The sequence below is a fragment of the Streptomyces sp. Ag109_G2-15 genome, assembly GCF_900215565.1.
Lineage (GTDB): Bacteria > Actinomycetota > Actinomycetes > Streptomycetales > Streptomycetaceae > Streptomyces > Streptomyces diastatochromogenes.
The window spans coordinates 3,201,158-3,217,965 of sequence record NZ_OCNI01000001.1; the positions used below are offsets into that span (position 1 = coordinate 3,201,158).

At 71.3% G+C, this 16,808-nt stretch carries 14 protein-coding genes; all 14 read left to right on the forward strand.

All coding sequences use genetic code 11. From position 1 onward, the window contains the following. Positions 1–38: 38 nt before the first annotated feature. The 14 genes from CRP49_RS14300 (at position 39) to CRP49_RS14365 (ending at position 16,716) form a co-directional block, all read left to right on the forward strand. Positions 39–1,685 (forward strand): thiamine pyrophosphate-binding protein, encoded by a 1,647-nt coding sequence (locus CRP49_RS14300; RefSeq protein ID WP_097253705.1) that lies wholly within the window; start codon positions 39–41, stop codon positions 1,683–1,685. Continuing rightward, on the forward strand, positions 1,678–2,277 hold the full coding sequence (locus tag CRP49_RS14305; RefSeq protein ID WP_094218849.1) for a DJ-1/PfpI family protein: 600 nt from the start codon (positions 1,678–1,680) through the stop codon (positions 2,275–2,277). The genes CRP49_RS14300 and CRP49_RS14305 overlap by 8 nt, the downstream gene beginning before the upstream one ends. 2 nt (positions 2,278–2,279) lie before the next feature. Beyond that, on the forward strand, positions 2,280–4,118 hold the full coding sequence (locus tag CRP49_RS14310) for an AGE family epimerase/isomerase (protein WP_097253706.1): 1,839 nt from the start codon (positions 2,280–2,282) through the stop codon (positions 4,116–4,118). Continuing rightward, positions 4,115–4,456, forward strand: a complete 342-nt coding sequence (locus CRP49_RS14315; RefSeq protein WP_094218851.1) for an STAS domain-containing protein — start codon at positions 4,115–4,117, stop codon at positions 4,454–4,456. Before CRP49_RS14310 ends, CRP49_RS14315 begins: the two co-directional genes overlap by 4 nt. Then, a complete protein-coding gene (glgX, locus tag CRP49_RS14320; RefSeq protein WP_097253707.1) occupies positions 4,453–6,597 on the forward strand; it encodes a glycogen debranching protein GlgX in 2,145 nt (714 codons plus the stop codon). The genes CRP49_RS14315 and glgX overlap by 4 nt, the downstream gene beginning before the upstream one ends. A gap of 26 nt (positions 6,598–6,623) precedes the next feature. Next, complete coding sequence (locus CRP49_RS14325) at positions 6,624–6,935, forward strand: STAS domain-containing protein (RefSeq protein ID WP_097253708.1); 312 nt, start codon at positions 6,624–6,626, stop codon at positions 6,933–6,935. A gap of 11 nt (positions 6,936–6,946) precedes the next feature. Next, positions 6,947–7,459 carry an ATP-binding protein gene (locus tag CRP49_RS14330; RefSeq protein WP_097257356.1) on the forward strand — a complete coding sequence of 171 codons (513 nt, stop codon included), beginning with the start codon at positions 6,947–6,949 and terminating at the stop codon, positions 7,457–7,459. A 10-nt stretch (positions 7,460–7,469) separates the two neighbouring features. Next, the gene (locus CRP49_RS14335; RefSeq protein ID WP_097253709.1) at positions 7,470–8,750 is read left to right on the forward strand and encodes a PP2C family protein-serine/threonine phosphatase; all 1,281 of its coding nucleotides are present in this window, start codon (positions 7,470–7,472) and stop codon (positions 8,748–8,750) included. A 20-nt stretch (positions 8,751–8,770) separates the two neighbouring features. Then, the gene (locus CRP49_RS14340) at positions 8,771–9,571 is read left to right on the forward strand and encodes a MinD/ParA family protein (protein ID WP_097253710.1); all 801 of its coding nucleotides are present in this window, start codon (positions 8,771–8,773) and stop codon (positions 9,569–9,571) included. Positions 9,572–9,606: 35 nt separating this feature from the next. Continuing rightward, positions 9,607–11,688 (forward strand): alpha-1,4-glucan--maltose-1-phosphate maltosyltransferase, encoded by a 2,082-nt coding sequence (locus CRP49_RS14345; protein ID WP_179851612.1) that lies wholly within the window; start codon positions 9,607–9,609, stop codon positions 11,686–11,688. Continuing rightward, positions 11,685–13,937, forward strand: coding sequence for a 1,4-alpha-glucan branching protein GlgB (gene glgB / locus CRP49_RS14350; RefSeq protein ID WP_179851439.1), 2,253 nt, complete (start codon positions 11,685–11,687; stop codon positions 13,935–13,937). Before CRP49_RS14345 ends, glgB begins: the two co-directional genes overlap by 4 nt. After that, positions 13,934–14,356 carry a CoA-binding protein gene (locus CRP49_RS14355; RefSeq protein ID WP_097253712.1) on the forward strand — a complete coding sequence of 141 codons (423 nt, stop codon included), beginning with the start codon at positions 13,934–13,936 and terminating at the stop codon, positions 14,354–14,356. Before glgB ends, CRP49_RS14355 begins: the two co-directional genes overlap by 4 nt. Before the next feature lie 178 nt (positions 14,357–14,534). Further along, positions 14,535–15,953 (forward strand): DHA2 family efflux MFS transporter permease subunit, encoded by a 1,419-nt coding sequence (locus tag CRP49_RS14360; RefSeq protein ID WP_179851613.1) that lies wholly within the window; start codon positions 14,535–14,537, stop codon positions 15,951–15,953. A gap of 127 nt (positions 15,954–16,080) precedes the next feature. Further along, positions 16,081–16,716, forward strand: a complete 636-nt coding sequence (locus CRP49_RS14365) for a disulfide bond formation protein DsbA (RefSeq protein ID WP_097253714.1) — start codon at positions 16,081–16,083, stop codon at positions 16,714–16,716. Positions 16,717–16,808: the final 92 nt, after the last annotated feature.

Genomic DNA, 16,808 nt, shown 5'->3' on the forward strand with positions numbered 1-16,808 from the left:
CGGTATTTCGATCGAGGTCACATCGAGAGAAGGAAGACATGGCCAGGCAGGGCAAAGCGGCGATCATCGAGCAGTTCATCGCCGATGGAATTCCTTTTATGTTCGGAAATCCAGGAACGGTCGAGCAGGGATTCCTGGACGAACTGGAGAAGTACGACGACCTCCAGTACATCCTGACCCTGCAGGAGACGGTCGCCGCGGGCATCGCCGACGGGTACGCCCGGGCCACCGGCCGTCCCGCCCTGCTGCAGCTGCACAGCGGAGTCGGCCTGGGCAACGCCGTCGGCATGCTGTACCAGGCCAGGCGCGGGCACTCGCCGCTGCTGGTCATCGCCGGTGAGGCGGGGGTGAAGTACGAGGCGATGGACGCCCAGATGGCGGCCGACCTGGTCGCCATGGCCGAGCCGGTGACCAAGTACGCCACCCGCGTCACCGACCCCGGCTCGGTGCTCCGGGTGCTGCGGCGGGCCATGAAGATCGCGATGACTCCGCCGCGCGGGCCGGTCTTCGTCGCGCTCCCGATGGACGTGCTCGACGCGGTCACTCCCGAGCCCGTCGTACCGTCCACCTTCGTCAGCACCCGGGTGGCCCCGGTCCCCTCCCTCGTGGAGGAGGCGGCCGCGCTGCTCGCCGGTGCCGAGAGGCCGGTCGTCCTGGTGGGCGACGGGGTCTCGGCCTCCGGCGGGCAGGCGGAACTGGTCCGGGTGGCCGAGCAGTTGGGCGCGGACGTGTGGGGCGTCGACTACTCCGAGGTCAACCTGGACGCCCGCCACCCGCTGTACCGGGGGCAGACGGGGCACATGTTCGGCGAGGTCAGCACGGAGATCGTGCGGGAGGCCGACGCCGTGCTGATCGTCGGCACCTATGTCTTCCCCGAGGTGTTCCCCGCGCTCCACAGCCCGTTCCGCGAGGACGCGCGGATCGTCCACATCGACCTCGACGGCTACGAGATAGCCAAGAACCACCCCGTCACGCTCGGCCTGGTCGCCGATCCCAAGACCACGCTGGCCGCCCTCGCGGACCAGCTGGAGACCAGGCTGACCGAGCGGGACCGGGCCGCGGCGCGCTCCCGCATCGAGGAACGCACCCGGCAGCGGGCCGAGCAGCCGGCCGGCGACGGATCACTGCTGCACACCTTCCTCGGCGAGCTGGCCGAGCGGGTGCCGCAGGACGTGATGATCTTCGACGAGGCGCTGACCGCGGCGGGCGCGCTGGGCGCCCATCTGCCGGGCCGCCTGCCGGGCCACTGGTTCTCCACCCGCGGCGGCTCGCTGGGCGTCGGCATCCCGGGCGCGCTCGGCATCAAGCTCGCCCACCCCGGCAAGACCGTGATCGGCTTCACCGGCGACGGCGGCTCGATGTACACGATCCAGGCGCTCTACACCGCCGTACGGCACGGTATCGGCGCCAAGTTCGTCATCTGCAACAACCGCAGCTACAAGCTGCTCGACCTGAACATCGAGCAGTACTGGCGCGAGCGCGGCATCCCCGAGCACGACCGTCCGACGCCGTTCGACCTGTCCCACCCCGACCTCGGCTTCGTCGAGATCGCGCGGGGCTTCGGCGTGGACGCGGTCCGCGTGGACGAGCCCGGCCAGGTCACCGACGCGGTGAAGCGGATGCTCCAGGACGACCGGCCGTTCCTCGTCGACCTGCGCACGGCCGAGGGGGCGGACCATGCCTGAGACACCGTCCCGCGACGGCGTCCTGACCGGCCGCCGGATCGCCGTACTGACCGAGAGCGACTTCTACGAGCCCGAGATCGCCTACTACCAGCGCCGGTTCGCCGAGGAAGGCGCGCGCGTCGACTTCCTGACCCGGCTGTGGGGCAACGCCTCGATCACCTTCAGCGGGCACGAGTACCGGGCCCCGCTGACCGTCAGCCGCAGCCTGGAGGACCTCGACGACCTGCGGCTGCGCGAGTACAGCGCGCTGATCGTCCCGTCCGGGATGGTCGCCGACCGGCTGCGCTACACCGAGGACATCGAGCGCCTCGCCCCCGCCACCGACCTGCTGCGCCGGGCCTTCGCCCGGTCCGGGATCGTCAAGGGGATCATCTGCCACGGGATGTGGCTGGCCTCGTCCATCCCCTACGTCGTGCGCGGCCGCAAGGTCGTCTGCCACAACAACCTCATCGGCGACGTGCGCAACATGGGCGCCAACTACGTGGACCAGGACGTCGTCGTGGACGGCGACCTGGTCACCGCCCGCACCGGCGACCACTGCCATCTGTTCGCCAGGACCATCATCGACGAACTCGTGCTGCGAGGGGCGTGACCATGTCCGACACCGTCAACTTCACGTTCTCCGACACCATCGCGGGCCGGGTCGCCGGATTCGACCGGGAGGCGCGCGTCTTCACCCTCGTCACCGCCGACGGCCGGCCCTTCGAGGTCTCCCTGGACGGCGGGCCCGGCGCCGAGCTGCTGCACAACCTCGGGGAGCCCTACCAGGACGCCTCCGGCCACATCGACGCGCTGCTGGAGGAGGGCCGCTACGTCCTGGCGTACGGCATCTTCTACCCGCGGGCCGACGGGCTGCGGTTCGAGGCCAAGCGGCTGATCTTCACCGGCCGGCAGACCGACGACCACCGGTTCGAGGAGGCCGGCTGGTGGATCCGGCAGATCCGCGAGATCGCCGCCTTCTACCGCAGGGCCCAGTTCGGCGACGGGCCGATCGACTTCTCGCAGTACCGCACCGAGATCCGGCTCAGCGGTGACAAGACCGCCAGCCACATCCAGGAGACGGACACCATCTCCCGGCTGGTCTACGGCATGGCCTCGGCGTTCCTGCTCACCGGCGACGACGAGTACCTGGAGATCGCCGAGCGGGGCACCGAGTACCTGCGCGAGCACATGCGGTTCGTGGACGCCGACGAGAACGTCGTGTACTGGTACCACGGCCTCAAGGTCGACGGGGACGTCGAGACCAAGCTGTTCACCTCGGAGTTCTCCGACGACTACGACGCGCTGCCCGCCTACGAGCAGATCTACGCGCTGGCCGGCCCGATCCAGACGTACCGGATCACCGGCGACCCGCGCATCAAGGCCGACGCGGACGCCACCATCCGGCTCTTCGACCGGTTCTACCTGGACCCGGAGCACGGCGGGTACTACTCGCACATCGACCCGATCCTGCTCAGCCCGGAGCACGAGTCGCTCGGCCCCAACCGGGCCCGCAAGAACTGGAACTCGGTCGGCGACCACGCACCGGCCTACCTGATCAACCTGTACCTGGCCACCGGTGAGAAGACCTACGCCGACATGCTGGAGTACACCTTCGACACGATCGTCGAGCGGTTCCCGGACGCGGACCACAGCCCCTTCGTGCAGGAACGATTCCACAAGGACTGGTCCCACGACACCACGCACGGCTGGCAGCAGAACCGCGCGGTCGTCGGCCACAACCTCAAGATCGCCTGGAACCTGATGCGGATGCACTCGCTGCGTCCCAAGGAGGGCTATCTGGAGCTGGCCACCTCCCTCGGCGCGACCATGCCCGAGTGGGGCGCGGACCGGCAGCGCGGCGGCTGGTACGACGTGCTGGAGCGGGTCCGGGCGGACGGCGAGGACCGGCACCGGTTCACCTGGCACGACCGCAAGGCGTGGTGGCAGCAGGAGCAGGCGATCCTCGCCTACCTCATCCTGCACGGCATCACCGGCCGGACGGACTTCCAGGGCGAGGCCCGGGACGCCCAGGCCTTCTACAACGCCTTCTTCCTCGACCACGACGAGGGCGCCGTCTACTTCAACGTGCTCGCGAACGGGCTGCCGTACCTGCTCGGGGTCGAGCGGCTCAAGGGCAGCCACTCGATGTCGATGTACCACTCGGCCGAGCTGTGCTACCTCGCGGCCGTCTACAACAACCTGCTGCTGGGGGGCAGCGCCATGGACTTCTGGTTCAAGCCGGACCCCGCGCTGATCGAGGGCCGGGTGCTGCGGGTGGCACCGGACCTGCTGCCGCGCGGATCCGTGCGCATCGAGTCCGTCGAGATCGAGGGCGAGCCGCACACCGGCTTCGACGCCGAGGGCCTGCTCGTGCACCTGCCCGAGACGTCCGGCCGGGTGAAGGTCAAGGTCCGGCTGGCCCCCGTGGCCCGTACGGAGGTGACGGGATGACCGTCAAGCTCAGCTCCCGCACCGAGGGCGACACCACGGTGGTCGTCCTCGAAGGGGAGATCAACTCCACCACGTCCGGCGGGCTCCAGGCCCAGCTGCTGCCCTTCGTCGGGGAGGGAAGCCGGCTGCTGATCGACCTCAGCGGGGTCAGTTACGTCTCCAGCGCGGGCCTGCGCACCCTGCTGATCGTGCACCGCAGGGCCCAGCAGCTGCGGACCGGGGTGATCCTGGTCGGCCTGTCGGAGGAGGTCCGGTTCGTGATGTCCGCGACCGGGTTCCTCGACTTCTTCGAGATCGAGGACGACCTGGACGCCGCACGGGAACGCACGGGCCGATGACCGTCCAGGAGACACGCGAGCGCGTCGACGCGTTCCCGACCCGCCGGATCGGCGGCTACCGGGTCCGGGCCGGACGGCCCTTCCCGTACGGCGCCCATCCGGTGCCGGGGGGAGTCAACTTCTCGGTCTACTCCGACCGGGCCACCGCGATGCGGCTGGTCCTCTTCGAGAAGGGCGCCCCGCGGCCGGTCGCCGAACTGGAGTTCCCGCCGGAGTTCCGCATCGGCAGCGTGTACGCGATGACCGTCTTCGACCTGGACGCCGAGAACCTGGAGTACGGCTTCCGCGCCGACGGCCCCTTCGACCCGCAGGCCGGTGACCGGTTCGACGCCGGCAAGGTGCTCAGCGACCCCTACGCCCGGCTGGTCTCCGGCCGGGACGTATGGGGGCGGGAGCCGGACTGGGACGACGTCTACCCCTACCGCGCCAACGTGCTCGAGGACGACTTCGACTGGGGCGACGACACTCCGCTCGGCATCCCCACCGAGGACCTGGTCATCTACGAGACCCACGTCCGCGGCTTCACCCGGCACCCCTCCTCCGGGGTGAGCGCCCCCGGCACCTACGCGGGCCTGCGGGAGAAGATCCCCTACCTGAAGGACCTCGGCGTCAACTGCGTCGAGCTGCTCCCGGTGTTCGAGTTCGACGAGCTGGACAACCCGCGCACCGACCCGGCGACCGGCGAGCGGCTGCACAACTACTGGGGCTACAACACCGTCTCGTTCTTCGCGCCCAAGGCCGGCTACGCGGCCACGGGCCGGTTCGGGATGCAGGCCGACGAGTTCAAGACCCTGGTCAGGGAGCTGCACCGGGCCGGCATCGAGGTCGTGCTCGACGTGGTGTTCAACCACACCGCCGAGGGCAACGAGGACGGCCCGACCATCTCGTTCCGGGGCCTGGACAACGCCACCTACTACATGCTCACGCCCCAGGGCGAGTACTACAACTTCAGCGGGACCGGCAACACCGTCAACTGCAACCACCCCGTGGTCCGCGACTTCGTGCTGTCCTGTCTGCGCTACTGGGTGTCCGAGTACCACATCGACGGCTTCCGCTTCGATCTCGCGGCCATCCTCGACCGGGCGCCCGACGGCACCCCGCTGCCCAACCCGCCCCTGCTGGAACAGCTGGCCCACGACCCGATCCTGCGCCACACCAAGCTGATCGCCGAGGCCTGGGACGCGGCCGGCCTCTACCAGGTGGGCGCGTTCCCCAACTACGGCCGCTGGTCGGAGTGGAACGGCAAGTACCGCGACAGCGTGCGCCGGTTCATCAAGGGCGAGCCGGGCCTGGTCGGCGAGCTGGCCACCCGCATGGCCGGCTCCCCCGACCTGTACGGGGGCCGTACCGCCTCGGCGTCGGTCAACTTCGTCACCGCGCACGACGGATTCACCCTCAACGACCTGGTGTCGTACAACGACAAGCACAACGAGGCCAACGGCGAGGACAACCGCGACGGCGGCAACGACAACCACAGCTGGAACTGCGGCGAGGAGGGTCCGAGCGCCTCCGCGCACGTCCGCGACCTCAGGACGCGCCAGATGAAGAACATGCTGGGCATCCTCCTCACCAGCCAGGGCGTGCCGATGATCCTGGCCGGGGACGAGGTCGGGCGCACCCAGCTCGGCAACAACAACGGCTACTGCCAGGACAACGAACTCTCCTGGTTCGACTGGGGACTCGTCGAGGCCAACGCCGAACTGCTGGAGTTCACCCGGCGCCTGATCGCCTTCCGGCACGCCCACCCGGTGCTGCGCACGGTCGACCACCCGGTCGGCTCCGACCGGGTCGGCAGCGGCTACCCCGACATCAGCTGGCACGGCGTGGGGGCCTGGCGGCCGGACTGGTCCGCGCACAGCAGGGTGGTCGGGCTGATGCGGTGCGGGCGGCACGCCAAGGGCGGAGCCGTCGCCGACGACCACGTCTACATCGGCATCAACGCCCACTGGGAGTCGCACGACCTGGAGCTGCCCGGTCTGCCCGAGGGACAGGCGTGGCATCTGTTCGCCGACACCGGTCTCGCCGCCCCGCACGGTCTCGCCGAGGTGGGCGCCGAGAGCGAGTTGCACCATCCGGGCCGCTACCACCTCGGCCCGCACGCGCTGGTGATCCTCGTCGGCCGGGACCGGCGCACCGGCTGACCCCTTTCACAGAAGGAGAGCTGCTCATGTCGTTCGACGGAACCCTGAGCGTGTCCGAGGGCATCGCGACGATCGAGGTCAAGGGCGAACTCGACGCCTCCACCGCGCCCCGCTTCCACGACCTGGTCGACCAGGCCGCCGAGCAGGGCGCCGTGCGGCTGGAGATAGACGCCCGAAACCTCGGCTTCCTGGCCAGCGCGGGTCTGCGCTCGCTGGTCTTCGCCCGCCAGAAGATGGGCGACGAGGTGCGCATCGCCGTGATCGGGGCCACGGAGCCGGTGAGCCGGACCATCCGGCTGGCGGGCTTCGACCACAGCATCGAGCTGATCGACGCCTGAGGGGGCGGATGATGGCGATCGACTCCGGGGCCGCGTCGGCCAAACACACCGCCGGGCAGGAGAGGTGCAAGGCGCGCTGCGCCGGTCAGCCGCTCGCCGCCGGGACCGCGTCGGGGCTGCGGATCCCCGCGGACCTCGACTCCCTGGACCTGGTCGCCCGGTTCGTCCTGGAACTCGGGCGGCAGGGCCGGCTGAGCGACAGCCAGACCTACCGGCTGCGGCTGGCCGCCGACGAACTGGCGACCAACATCGTCATGCACGGCTATCGCGGGGCGTCCGGCGGCATCTGTGTCGACGGCGGCGTCGAGGCGGACCGGGTGTGGGTGCGGTTCCACGACGACGCCCCGGCCTTCGATCCCCGCACCGGCATGAAAGCACCTGATCTGGAGGTGCCGCTGGGCGAGCGCAGCGTCGGCGGGCTCGGGGTGTTCCTGGCCCTGACGGCGGTGGACTCCTTCGACTACGAGCTGGTGGCGGGCCGCAACGTCAGCATTCTGGCGATCCACCGCAGCGAACACGGATAGACGAGACGAGATGTCACACACGAAGGTGCTGATCCTTGATGAACACCGTGGCGCGCCGCCCGAGTTGCTGGCCGCCCTGGAGTCGCTGCAGGCCGAGGTCCACCGCCGTACCCCGGGCGAGACGCTCGCCCTGGCGCCCGGCGAACTGGGCCGTACCGATGTACTGCTCGTCTCCGCGCGGCTCGCTCCGGCCACGGTGAAGGCGGTCGCCCGGCGCCTCGACGACGAGGGACAGCAGCCGACCGTCGTGGCGTTCGCCGACCACGATCTGCACCTGCTGGGCAGCCACATCCAGGCGGGCTCGGACTATCTCGTGCCGCCGTTCTACCCGGAACTGGTCCGGGCCCGCCTGCGCACCTGCCACGAGCGCGCCGAGCTGGACCGCACCCTGGAGGACGTGGCCGCCCACGCCGAACTGCTCAGCTACGAGCGGGAGCTGGAGATCGGCCGGGAGATCCAGCTCGGCTTCCTGCCGGACGCGCTGCCCAGCCCCGAGGACTGGGAGATCGACGTGCGCTTCCGGCCGGCCAGGACGGTCGCCGGTGACTTCTACGACGTCTTCGAACTGGTCAACCGCCGGCGCCTGGCCCTGGTCGTCGCCGACGTCTGCGACAAGGGCGTGGGCGCCGCCCTGTTCATGGCGCTGATCCGCAGCCTGCTGCGGCACACCGCCGAGCAGAGCGGACTGCAGAGCCTCATCGCCGCCGACCTGCTCAACGAGACCCATGTGTGGGAGGAGCAGACCCGGGCGATACCCGTGGTCGGCGCCACCCCGCTGCTGAACGCCGTGGTGGGCACCAACAACTACCTGACCCGCAACCACATCCGGCAGGGCTACTTCGCCACCCTCTTCTTCGGCGTCCTCGACCCGGTCACCGGCAACCTGGTGTACATCAACGGCGGCCACAACCCGCCCGTCCTGGTCAGCCCCGACGGCAGCGAACCCGTGCTGCTGGAGCCGACCGGGCCGGCCGTGGGCGTCATCCCCGACGTCACCTTCTCGCTCGGCTACGCACAGATCAGCCCCGGCGACACCCTCTTCATCTACACCGACGGGGTGACCGAGGCACGGTCGGACTCGGGGCGGTTCTTCGGGGACGAACAGCTGATCACACAGCTCACCGAGGCCGCGGCGCGCGGTGAGGAACTCCTCGACCACATGGACGGTGCGCTGGGCGAGTTCGTCGGCCCGGCCGAGCAGTCGGACGACATCACCATGATGGCCGTGCACCGGCGCACCGCGGGTGCCGTACCCGCCGACCGGCCGGTCCCGCAGCGCCGGGACTCGTGACGGAAGCCCGGGGGGACACCATGTCGCAGATCATCACCGTGCACTCGTACCGGGGCGGCACCGGCAAGTCCAGCACCGCCGCCAACCTGGCGGTGCTCCTGGCCTCCGCGGGCCGCCGGGTCGCCCTGGTGGACACCGACATCCAGACCCCGGCCCTGGACGTGCTGTTCGGTGACACGCTCGGCACGGTACGGCGCTCCCTCAGCGACTACCTGGTCGGGCGCTGCGAGATCGAGGACGCCGCCTACCCGGCCGAGGCGGACGCGGGACACGACGGCTTCTTCGTGGTGCCCGCCCGGAGCCGGGCCCGGGCCGCGGGCATCAACGAGATCATGGGCCGCGGCTACGACGTCGGGCTGCTGCGCGAGGGCTTCGACCGGCTGATCGACTCGCTCGCCCTGGACGTGCTGCTCCTGGACACCCACGCCGGTTTCAACAACGAGACCGTGACCGCGATGGCCAGCTCGGACGCCCTGGTGGTGGTCACCCGGGCGGACCGGCTGGACATGGCCGGCGCCGCCGAGACCATGTCGCTGGCCGACCGGCTCGGCTGCGGCCGGCTGAGCGTGGCGGTGAACATGGTGCCGGCCGGGATGGCCGAGGAGCGGCTGCGCGACGAGGTGGGCGGCGCGTTCGGCACCCGGATCACCGCGGCCCTGCCGTACGCCCCCGAGATGGCCTCGCTGGCCGGGGAGCAGCTGTTCAGCACCGCGTATCCGCAGCACCCGCTGGTGGCGGGCTACCGCCGCATCATCGCCGACGTGAGCAACGGGACCACGGCGCTGCGCCGGGGGGCGCAGCACCCTCCCGCCCTGTCATGACGCACGTCCACGACCGCTCTTCCGTGCCAGGAGGCATGAACATGCAAGGCAAGCCCGAGGCCCGCCGGCTGGTGCCCACCGTCGGCCGGATCCCCGTGCGGGACCTGCGCCCTCAGGTGGACGCGGGCCGCCGCCCCGCCCGCGCCGTACCCGGCGAGCTGTTCGAGGTGTCCGCCACCGTCTTCAAGGAGGGCCACGACGCGGTCGCCGCGAACGTCGTACTGACCGACCCGGACGGCGCGTCCGGCCCCTGGACGCCGATGCGGCTGCTCGCGCCGGGCACCGACCGGTACACGGCCCTGGTCGCGGCCGACCGGGAGGGCGAGTGGACGTACCGGGTCGAGGCCTGGGCCGATCCGGTCGCCACCTGGCGGCACATCGCGCAGATCAAGATCCCGGCCCGGATCGACGTGGAACCGGTCCTGCAGGAGGGGGCGGAGCTGCTGCAGCGGGTGCTCGACCGGCTGCCGGGCATCCCCGGCGGGACGGGACCCGATGCCCCGGCCGCCGACCCGGAGCGGGCCCGCCGCGTGCTCACCGCGGCCCGGGCCCGGCTCCTGGACGGCACGCTCGGCCCCGACGACCGGCTCGCCGCCGTGCTCGACCCGGAACCGGCCGCCCTGCTGGCCGCCCGCCCGCTGCGCGAGCTGCTGACCTCCTCCGAGGAACTGCCGCTGCGGGTGGACCGCGAGCGCGCGCTGTTCGGGTCCTGGTACGAGTTCTTCCCGCGCTCGGAGGGAGCGGTGCCGGCCACGGTGAACACCGAGGGGGTGCTGGAGCCGGCGCGCTCCGGGACCCTGCGCACCGCGGCGGAACGGCTGGAGGCCATCGCCGAGATGGGCTTCGACGTGGTGTACCTGCCCCCGGTCCATCCGATCGGCACCACCCACCGCAAGGGCCCCGGCAACACCCTCTCCGCGGGCCCGCACGACCCGGGATCGCCCTGGGCGATCGGCTCACCGGCCGGCGGCCACGACAGCGTCCACCCGGACCTGGGCACGCTGGACGACTTCGACCACTTCGTCGCCCGGGCCGGCGAGCTGGGCCTGGAGGTGGCGCTCGACTTCGCGCTGCAGTGCTCGCCCGACCACCCCTGGGTGACCGAGCACCCCAACTGGTTCCGCCGCCGGCTCGACGGGTCGATCGCCTACGCCGAGAACCCGCCGAAGAAGTACCAGGACATCTATCCGCTCGACTTCGACGCCGACCCCGACGGGCTGTACGCGGAGTGTCTGCGCATCCTGCACCACTGGATGGCGCACGGGGTGCGGATCTTCCGCGTGGACAACCCGCACACCAAGCCCGTGTGGTTCTGGGAGCGGCTCATCGAGGCGGTGCACCGCACCGACCCGGACGTGATCTTCCTGGCCGAGGCGTTCACCCGGCCGGCCATGATGCACAGCCTGGCCCGGGTCGGCTTCCACCAGTCGTACACCTACTTCACCTGGCGCAACTCCAAGGAGGAGGTCGAGTCCTACCTCGCCGAACTCGCCGGTCTCGGCGGCGAGGAGAGCGCGGCCTACCTGCGGCCCAACCTCTTCGTGAACACCCCGGACATCCTCAACGCCTTCCTGCAGTACGGCGGCCGCGCGGCCTTCGCCGTCCGTGCCGTCCTCGCGGCGACGGCCGCCCCCACCTGGGGGGTCTACTCGGGCTACGAGCTGTACGAGAACGTGCCCGCCGGACCCGGCAGCGAGGAGTACCTGGACTCGGAGAAGTACCAGTACCGGCCCCGCGACTGGAAGGCGGCCGAGGCGGCCGGCGACACCCTCGTCCCGCTGATCACCGCCCTCAACCGGCTGCGCCGGGCCCACCCCGCCCTGCGCCGGCTGCGCAACCTGCGCTTCCACCGCGTGGACAACGACGCGGTCGTCTGCTTCTCCAAGCGCGCCGGGGACGACTGGGTCCTGGTCGTGCTCAACCTGGATCCGCACAGCGTGCGGGAGGCGACGGTCTTCCTCGACCTGCCCGCCCTCGGCCTCGACCGCGCCGAGCCCTTCGACGCGCACGACGCGCTGACCGGCGAGACCTACCGCTGGGGCCGCGAGAACTACGTACGCCTCGACCCGCGGCACCAGGTCGCCCACATCATCACGGACAGGACGGCCCTCTCGTGAACCCGGTAGCAACCGCGCACCCCGTCCGGACCGCCCCCGCCCGGCTGTCCGCCACCGACCTCAGGCGACTGACCACCGGCGAGTCCAGCGATCCGCACAGCCTGCTCGGCCCGCACCCGGGACCCGGCGGCGTCACCCTGCGCGTCCTCAAGCCGCTCGCGCGGGCCGTGTGGGCCGTGGACCCTGCGGGCGGTGTCCTGGCCGAACTGGCCCACGAGGGCGGCGGTGTCTTCTCCGGGACGCTGCCCGGCCCGGGCATCCCCGAGTACCGGCTGCGGGTGCGCTATCCGCAGGGCGAGTTCGAGACGGACGACCCGTACCGGTTCGTACCCGTGCCCGGAGAACTCGACCTGCATCTGATCGCCGAGGGCAGGCACGAGCGGCTGTGGACGGTCCTCGGGGCCGACGTCCGCGAGCACCAGTCCGTCTCCGGTGTGTCGTTCGCGGTCTGGGCGCCGAACGCCCGCGCGGTCCGGGTGGTCGGCGACTTCAACCACTGGGACGGCACCGGGCACCCCATGCGCTCGCTCGGAGCCTCGGGCGTGTGGGAGCTGTTCGTGCCGGGCGTCGGCGACGGCTGCCGCTACAAGTACGAGATCCTCGCGCACGACGGTGTCTGGCGGCACAAGGCGGATCCGCTGGCCCGGTCGGCGGAGCCCGCCCCCGGCACCGCGTCGGTGGTGTTCACCTCGCGACACCGCTGGAACGACGCCGCCTGGATGGCCGAGCGCGGCCGGCGGCCGGCCCAGCGGGCGCCGATGAGCGTGTACGAGCTGCACCTGGGCTCCTGGCGGCCCGGCCGCACCTACCGCCAGCTGGCCGCCGAACTCCCCGGCTACCTCAAGGCGCTGGGCTTCACCCACGTGGAGTTCCTGCCCGTAGCCGAGCACCCCTTCGGCGGCTCCTGGGGCTACCAGGTCACCTCGTACTACGCGCCCATGTCCGCGCTCGGCACCCCCGACGACTTCCGGTTCCTCGTCGACGCCCTGCACCGGGCGGGCATCGGCGTGATCGTCGACTGGGTGCCGGCGCACTTCCCGAAGGACGACTGGGCGCTGGCCCGGTTCGACGGCACCGCCCTGTACGAGCACCCCGACCCGCGCCGCGGCGAACACCCCGACTGGGGCACCCTCGTCTTCGACTACGGCCGCGACCAGGTACGCAACTTCCTGGTGGCCAACGCCCTGTACTGGTGCCGGGAGTTCCACATCGACGGCCTGCGGGTGGACGCCGTCGCCTCGATGCTCTACCTCGACTACTCCCGCCCCGACGGCGGCTGGCTGCCCAACGCGTACGGCGGCCGGGAGCACCTGGAGGCGGTGGAGTTCCTGCAGGAGATGAACGCCGCCGTCCACCGCTGCTGCCCCGGCGTGATCACCATCGCCGAGGAGTCCACGGCCTGGGACGGCGTGACCCGGCGTACCGACCTCGGCGGGCTGGGCTTCGGGCTCAAGTGGAACATGGGCTGGATGCACGACTCCCTGTCCTATCTGGGCAGGGACCCGGTGCACCGGTCTTACCACCACCACGCGCTGACCTTCCCGATGGTCTACGCGTACGCCGAGCACCACCTGCTGCCCATCAGCCACGACGAGGTCGTGCACGGCAAGGGCTCGTTGTTCGGCCGGATGCCGGGCGACCGCTGGCAGAAGTTCGCCAACGTGCGGGCCTGTCTGGCCTTCATGTGGGGCTTCCCCGGCAAGCAACTGCTGTTCATGGGGCAGGAGTTCGCCCAGGAGAGCGAGTGGTCGCACGAGCGCGGCCTGGACTGGGCGGAGCTGGCCCAGCCCGCGCACTCGGGGGTACGGGACCTGGTGCGCGACCTCAACGCGCACTATCTCGGGCTGCCCGCCCTGTGGAGCCTGGACGCCGACCCCGCGGGCTTCCGCTGGCTGGACGCCGACGCCACCGACGACAACGTCTACTCCTTCGTCCGCTACGACACCGACGGCAGCCCCCTGGTGTGCGTGTACCACTTCCAGCCCACCGTGCGCCACGGCTACCGCATCGGCCTGCCGGCGGGCGGCGAGTGGACGGAGATCCTCAACACCGACGCCGCCCGCTACGGCGGCTCCGGCGTGGTCAACTCTGGCCCGCTGACCGCACGTTCCCGCCCCTGGCAGGGCGTCGAGTGGAGCACCGAGATCACCCTTCCGCCGCTCGGCGTCGTCTGGCTGCGGCCCCTGCGGCCGGCCGCGGAACCCGCCACCGCACCGCCCACCCGACACGAGAACGGAAGGCACCCATGACCGAACGCCTGTGGGACGAGTACCGGCACATCCTGAGCGGGGCGCGCACGATCGCCGTGGTGGGTGCCTCGGCCGAACCCGGCAAGTCCGCGCACGAGATACCGGCCTACCTCCAGCGCAAGGGCTTCCGGGTCATCCCGGTCAACCCGCACCACAGCGAGGTGCTCGGCGTGCCCGCCGTCCCCTCGCTCCTCGACATCGGCGAACCCGTCGACATCGTCGACGTCTTCAGGCCGGCGCCCGAGACACCGGACGTGGCCCGGGACGCCGTGGCCATCGGGGCCCGTGCCCTCTGGCTGCAGCTGGGCATCGTCTCCGACCGGGCCCACGAGATCGCCGAGTCCGGCGGGCTCAGCGTCGTCATGAACCGCTGCCTCGGCGCGGTCCACGCGGAACTGGAACTCGCCGGGGACATCTGAGGGGCGCCCGGCGCCCCAAGTCGCGCCCGCAACAAGCCGACTTCAAGTTGTCGGGACGCGTTCTTTGCCCCCACCCCGGGGGCCGTGGCTACTTTCGGTTGCCGCTTCGCTCACCTACTCAACTCTGGGGGTTACTCTCATGTCCGCTCCAGCGGTCACTGAGACTTCGCTCAACCCAGTGGTCCGGCGCCCTGGCGCGGCACTGGCACTACTCGTCGCGGTCCAGTTCATGCTCGTCCTGGACTCCACCATCGTCGCGGTGGCGCTGCCCTCGCTCGGCAAGGATCTCGGCTTCTCCCAGGCCGACCTGTCCTGGGTGACCAACGCCTACCTGCTGCTGTTCGGCGGCTTCCTGATGCTCGGCGGCCGGCTGGCCGACCTGGTGGGCCGCCGCAAGCTGTTCGCCGCCAGCCTGCTGCTGTTCGCCGCGGCCTCGCTGCTCGGCGCGCTGGCCGGCTCGCCCGCCATCATGATCGCCGCCCGCTCCCTGCAGGGTCTGGCGTCCGCGTTCGCCGCGCCCGCCGCGCTGTCCCTGCTGATGACGGTCTTCCCGAACGGCACCGAGGAGGAGCAGCAGCAGCGCAACAAGGCCATGGGCGTCTACGGCGCGGTCTCCGGCGCGGGCGGTGCCGCGGGCATGATCCTCGGCGGTCTGCTCACCGACTGGTTCGGCTGGTCCGCCGTCTTCTACGTCAACGTCCCCATCGCCCTCGGCGCGATCCTCCTCGCGGGCAAGCTGCTCCCGGGCGACCGCGCCGAGGCCCGGTCCTCCGGTGGCTTCGACCTCGCCGGTGCCGTCCTCAGCACGGGTGGCCTGGCGCTGCTGGTCTACGTCCTGGTCGAGGCGGAGAAGGTGGGCTGGACCTCCGGCCGCACCCTCGGACTCGGCGGGCTGGCGCTGGTGCTGCTCGTCGGCTTCGTGGTGCTGGAGTCGCGCCTCAGGCAGCCCCTGGTCCCGCTGGGCATCTTCCGCAAGAAGACGCTGCGCGGCGCCAACCTCGTGGGCGGGCTGATCCCGATGGCCGTCATCCCCGCCATCTTCTTCCTGACCCTCTACACCCAGCTGGTGCGCGGTTTCTCGCCGCTGAAGTCCGGTCTGGCGCTGGTGCCGCTCGCCCTGTGCGTCGTCATCGCCGCCACCAACGTGGGCCGCGTCCTGCCCAAGCTCGGCCTGCGCGGCACCACGATCATCGGCACCCTGCTGGTGGTCGCCGGCACGCTGTGGGCCACCCAGATCGACCAGGGCGCCTTCTTCGTCGAGCAGTTCGGCCCCGAGGTGCTCACCGGCCTGGGCGGCGGCACCGTCTGGGTGTGCGCCACGGTCGCCGCGACCGCCGAGGCCACCGAGGAGGAGGCCGGCCTCGCCTCCGGCCTGTTCAACACCGCCAACCAGGTCGGCGCCGCCCTCGGCCTCGCCATCCTGGTCACGGTCGCCGGCTCCGCCACCGCGGACGCCGTCGGCGACGGCAGCGCGCTGCCCGCCGCGCTGACCGAGGGCTACCGCACGGCGCTGTTCGGCTCGGCCGGCTTCGCGGTGCTGGCCACGCTCGGGGCGCTCGCCCTGCTGCCCGGCCGTACTCCGACGTCCCAGTCCTGACCTGGGCGGACCGCCGTCGCCGGCTACCGCACGGGACGTCCGCCCGACGTCCCGCACGGTGACCGGCGCGGCGGTCGTTGCCCCCGGCCCGCCCCCGCGCGCAATCCGCCGCGCCCCGGAGGAGAACATGAACACGACTGAGCCGCGTACCGTCGACTTCTGGTTCGACCCGATCTGTCCCTGGTCCTGGATGACCTCGCGCTGGATCCTGGAGGTCGAGCAGGTCCGGCCGGTGTGGACCCGCTGGCATGTGATGAGCCTCGCCATCCTGCAGGAGAACCCGCGGCTGCCCCGCGCCTACCAGCAGATGCTGCTCGACGCACAGGGCCCGGCCCGGGTCTGCGCCGCGGCACAGCAGGAGTACGGCGCCGAGCTGGTCGGTCCGCTCTACACCGCCCTCGGCAGCCGCTTCCACCAGCGCGGCCTGCCCCAGAACCGGGAGGTGGTGGAGGACGCGCTGGCCGAGGTCGGGCTGCCGCTCTCCCTCGCCGACCACCTCACCCTTCTCAAGCACGACAAGGCGCTGCGCCAGTCCCACCGGGCGGCGGTGGCGCTGGTCGGCGACGACGTGGGCACGCCCGTCATCGCGCTGGAGGGTCCTGACGAGGGCGGCCGGCAGGTGGCGTTCTTCGGCCCGGTCGTCACCCCGACTCCGCGGGGCGAGGCGGCGGGCAGCCTGTGGGACGGGGTGGTCCTGGTCTCCGCCACACCCGGCTTCAGCGAACTGAAGCGAACCCGCACCCACGGCCCCGACTTCCGCTGAGCCCTGCGGCCGACCACGACGGCGACAGGCCCGGCCACCGGCGTTGCTGGTGACCGGGCCTGTGCTGATGCCGGCCACTGGCGTTGCCGGCG

Excerpts from the sequence above, each read along its gene's own strand:
- CRP49_RS14355 (WP_097253712.1), top strand. The coding sequence starts at position 13,934 with ATGACCGAACGCCTGTGGGACGAGTACCGGCACATCCTGAGCGGGGCG.
- glgX (WP_097253707.1), top strand. The coding sequence starts at position 4,453 with ATGACCGTCCAGGAGACACGCGAGCGCGTCGACGCGTTCCCGACCCGC.
- CRP49_RS14325 (WP_097253708.1), top strand. The coding sequence starts at position 6,624 with ATGTCGTTCGACGGAACCCTGAGCGTGTCCGAGGGCATCGCGACGATC.
- CRP49_RS14365 (WP_097253714.1), top strand. The coding sequence starts at position 16,081 with ATGAACACGACTGAGCCGCGTACCGTCGACTTCTGGTTCGACCCGATC.
- CRP49_RS14345 (WP_179851612.1), top strand. The coding sequence starts at position 9,607 with ATGAACATGCAAGGCAAGCCCGAGGCCCGCCGGCTGGTGCCCACCGTC.
- CRP49_RS14310 (WP_097253706.1), top strand. The coding sequence starts at position 2,280 with ATGTCCGACACCGTCAACTTCACGTTCTCCGACACCATCGCGGGCCGG.
- CRP49_RS14340 (WP_097253710.1), top strand. The coding sequence starts at position 8,771 with ATGTCGCAGATCATCACCGTGCACTCGTACCGGGGCGGCACCGGCAAG.
- CRP49_RS14300 (WP_097253705.1), top strand. The coding sequence starts at position 39 with ATGGCCAGGCAGGGCAAAGCGGCGATCATCGAGCAGTTCATCGCCGAT.
- CRP49_RS14305 (WP_094218849.1), top strand. The coding sequence starts at position 1,678 with ATGCCTGAGACACCGTCCCGCGACGGCGTCCTGACCGGCCGCCGGATC.
- CRP49_RS14335 (WP_097253709.1), top strand. The coding sequence starts at position 7,470 with ATGTCACACACGAAGGTGCTGATCCTTGATGAACACCGTGGCGCGCCG.
- CRP49_RS14315 (WP_094218851.1), top strand. The coding sequence starts at position 4,115 with ATGACCGTCAAGCTCAGCTCCCGCACCGAGGGCGACACCACGGTGGTC.
- CRP49_RS14330 (WP_097257356.1), top strand. The coding sequence starts at position 6,947 with ATGGCGATCGACTCCGGGGCCGCGTCGGCCAAACACACCGCCGGGCAG.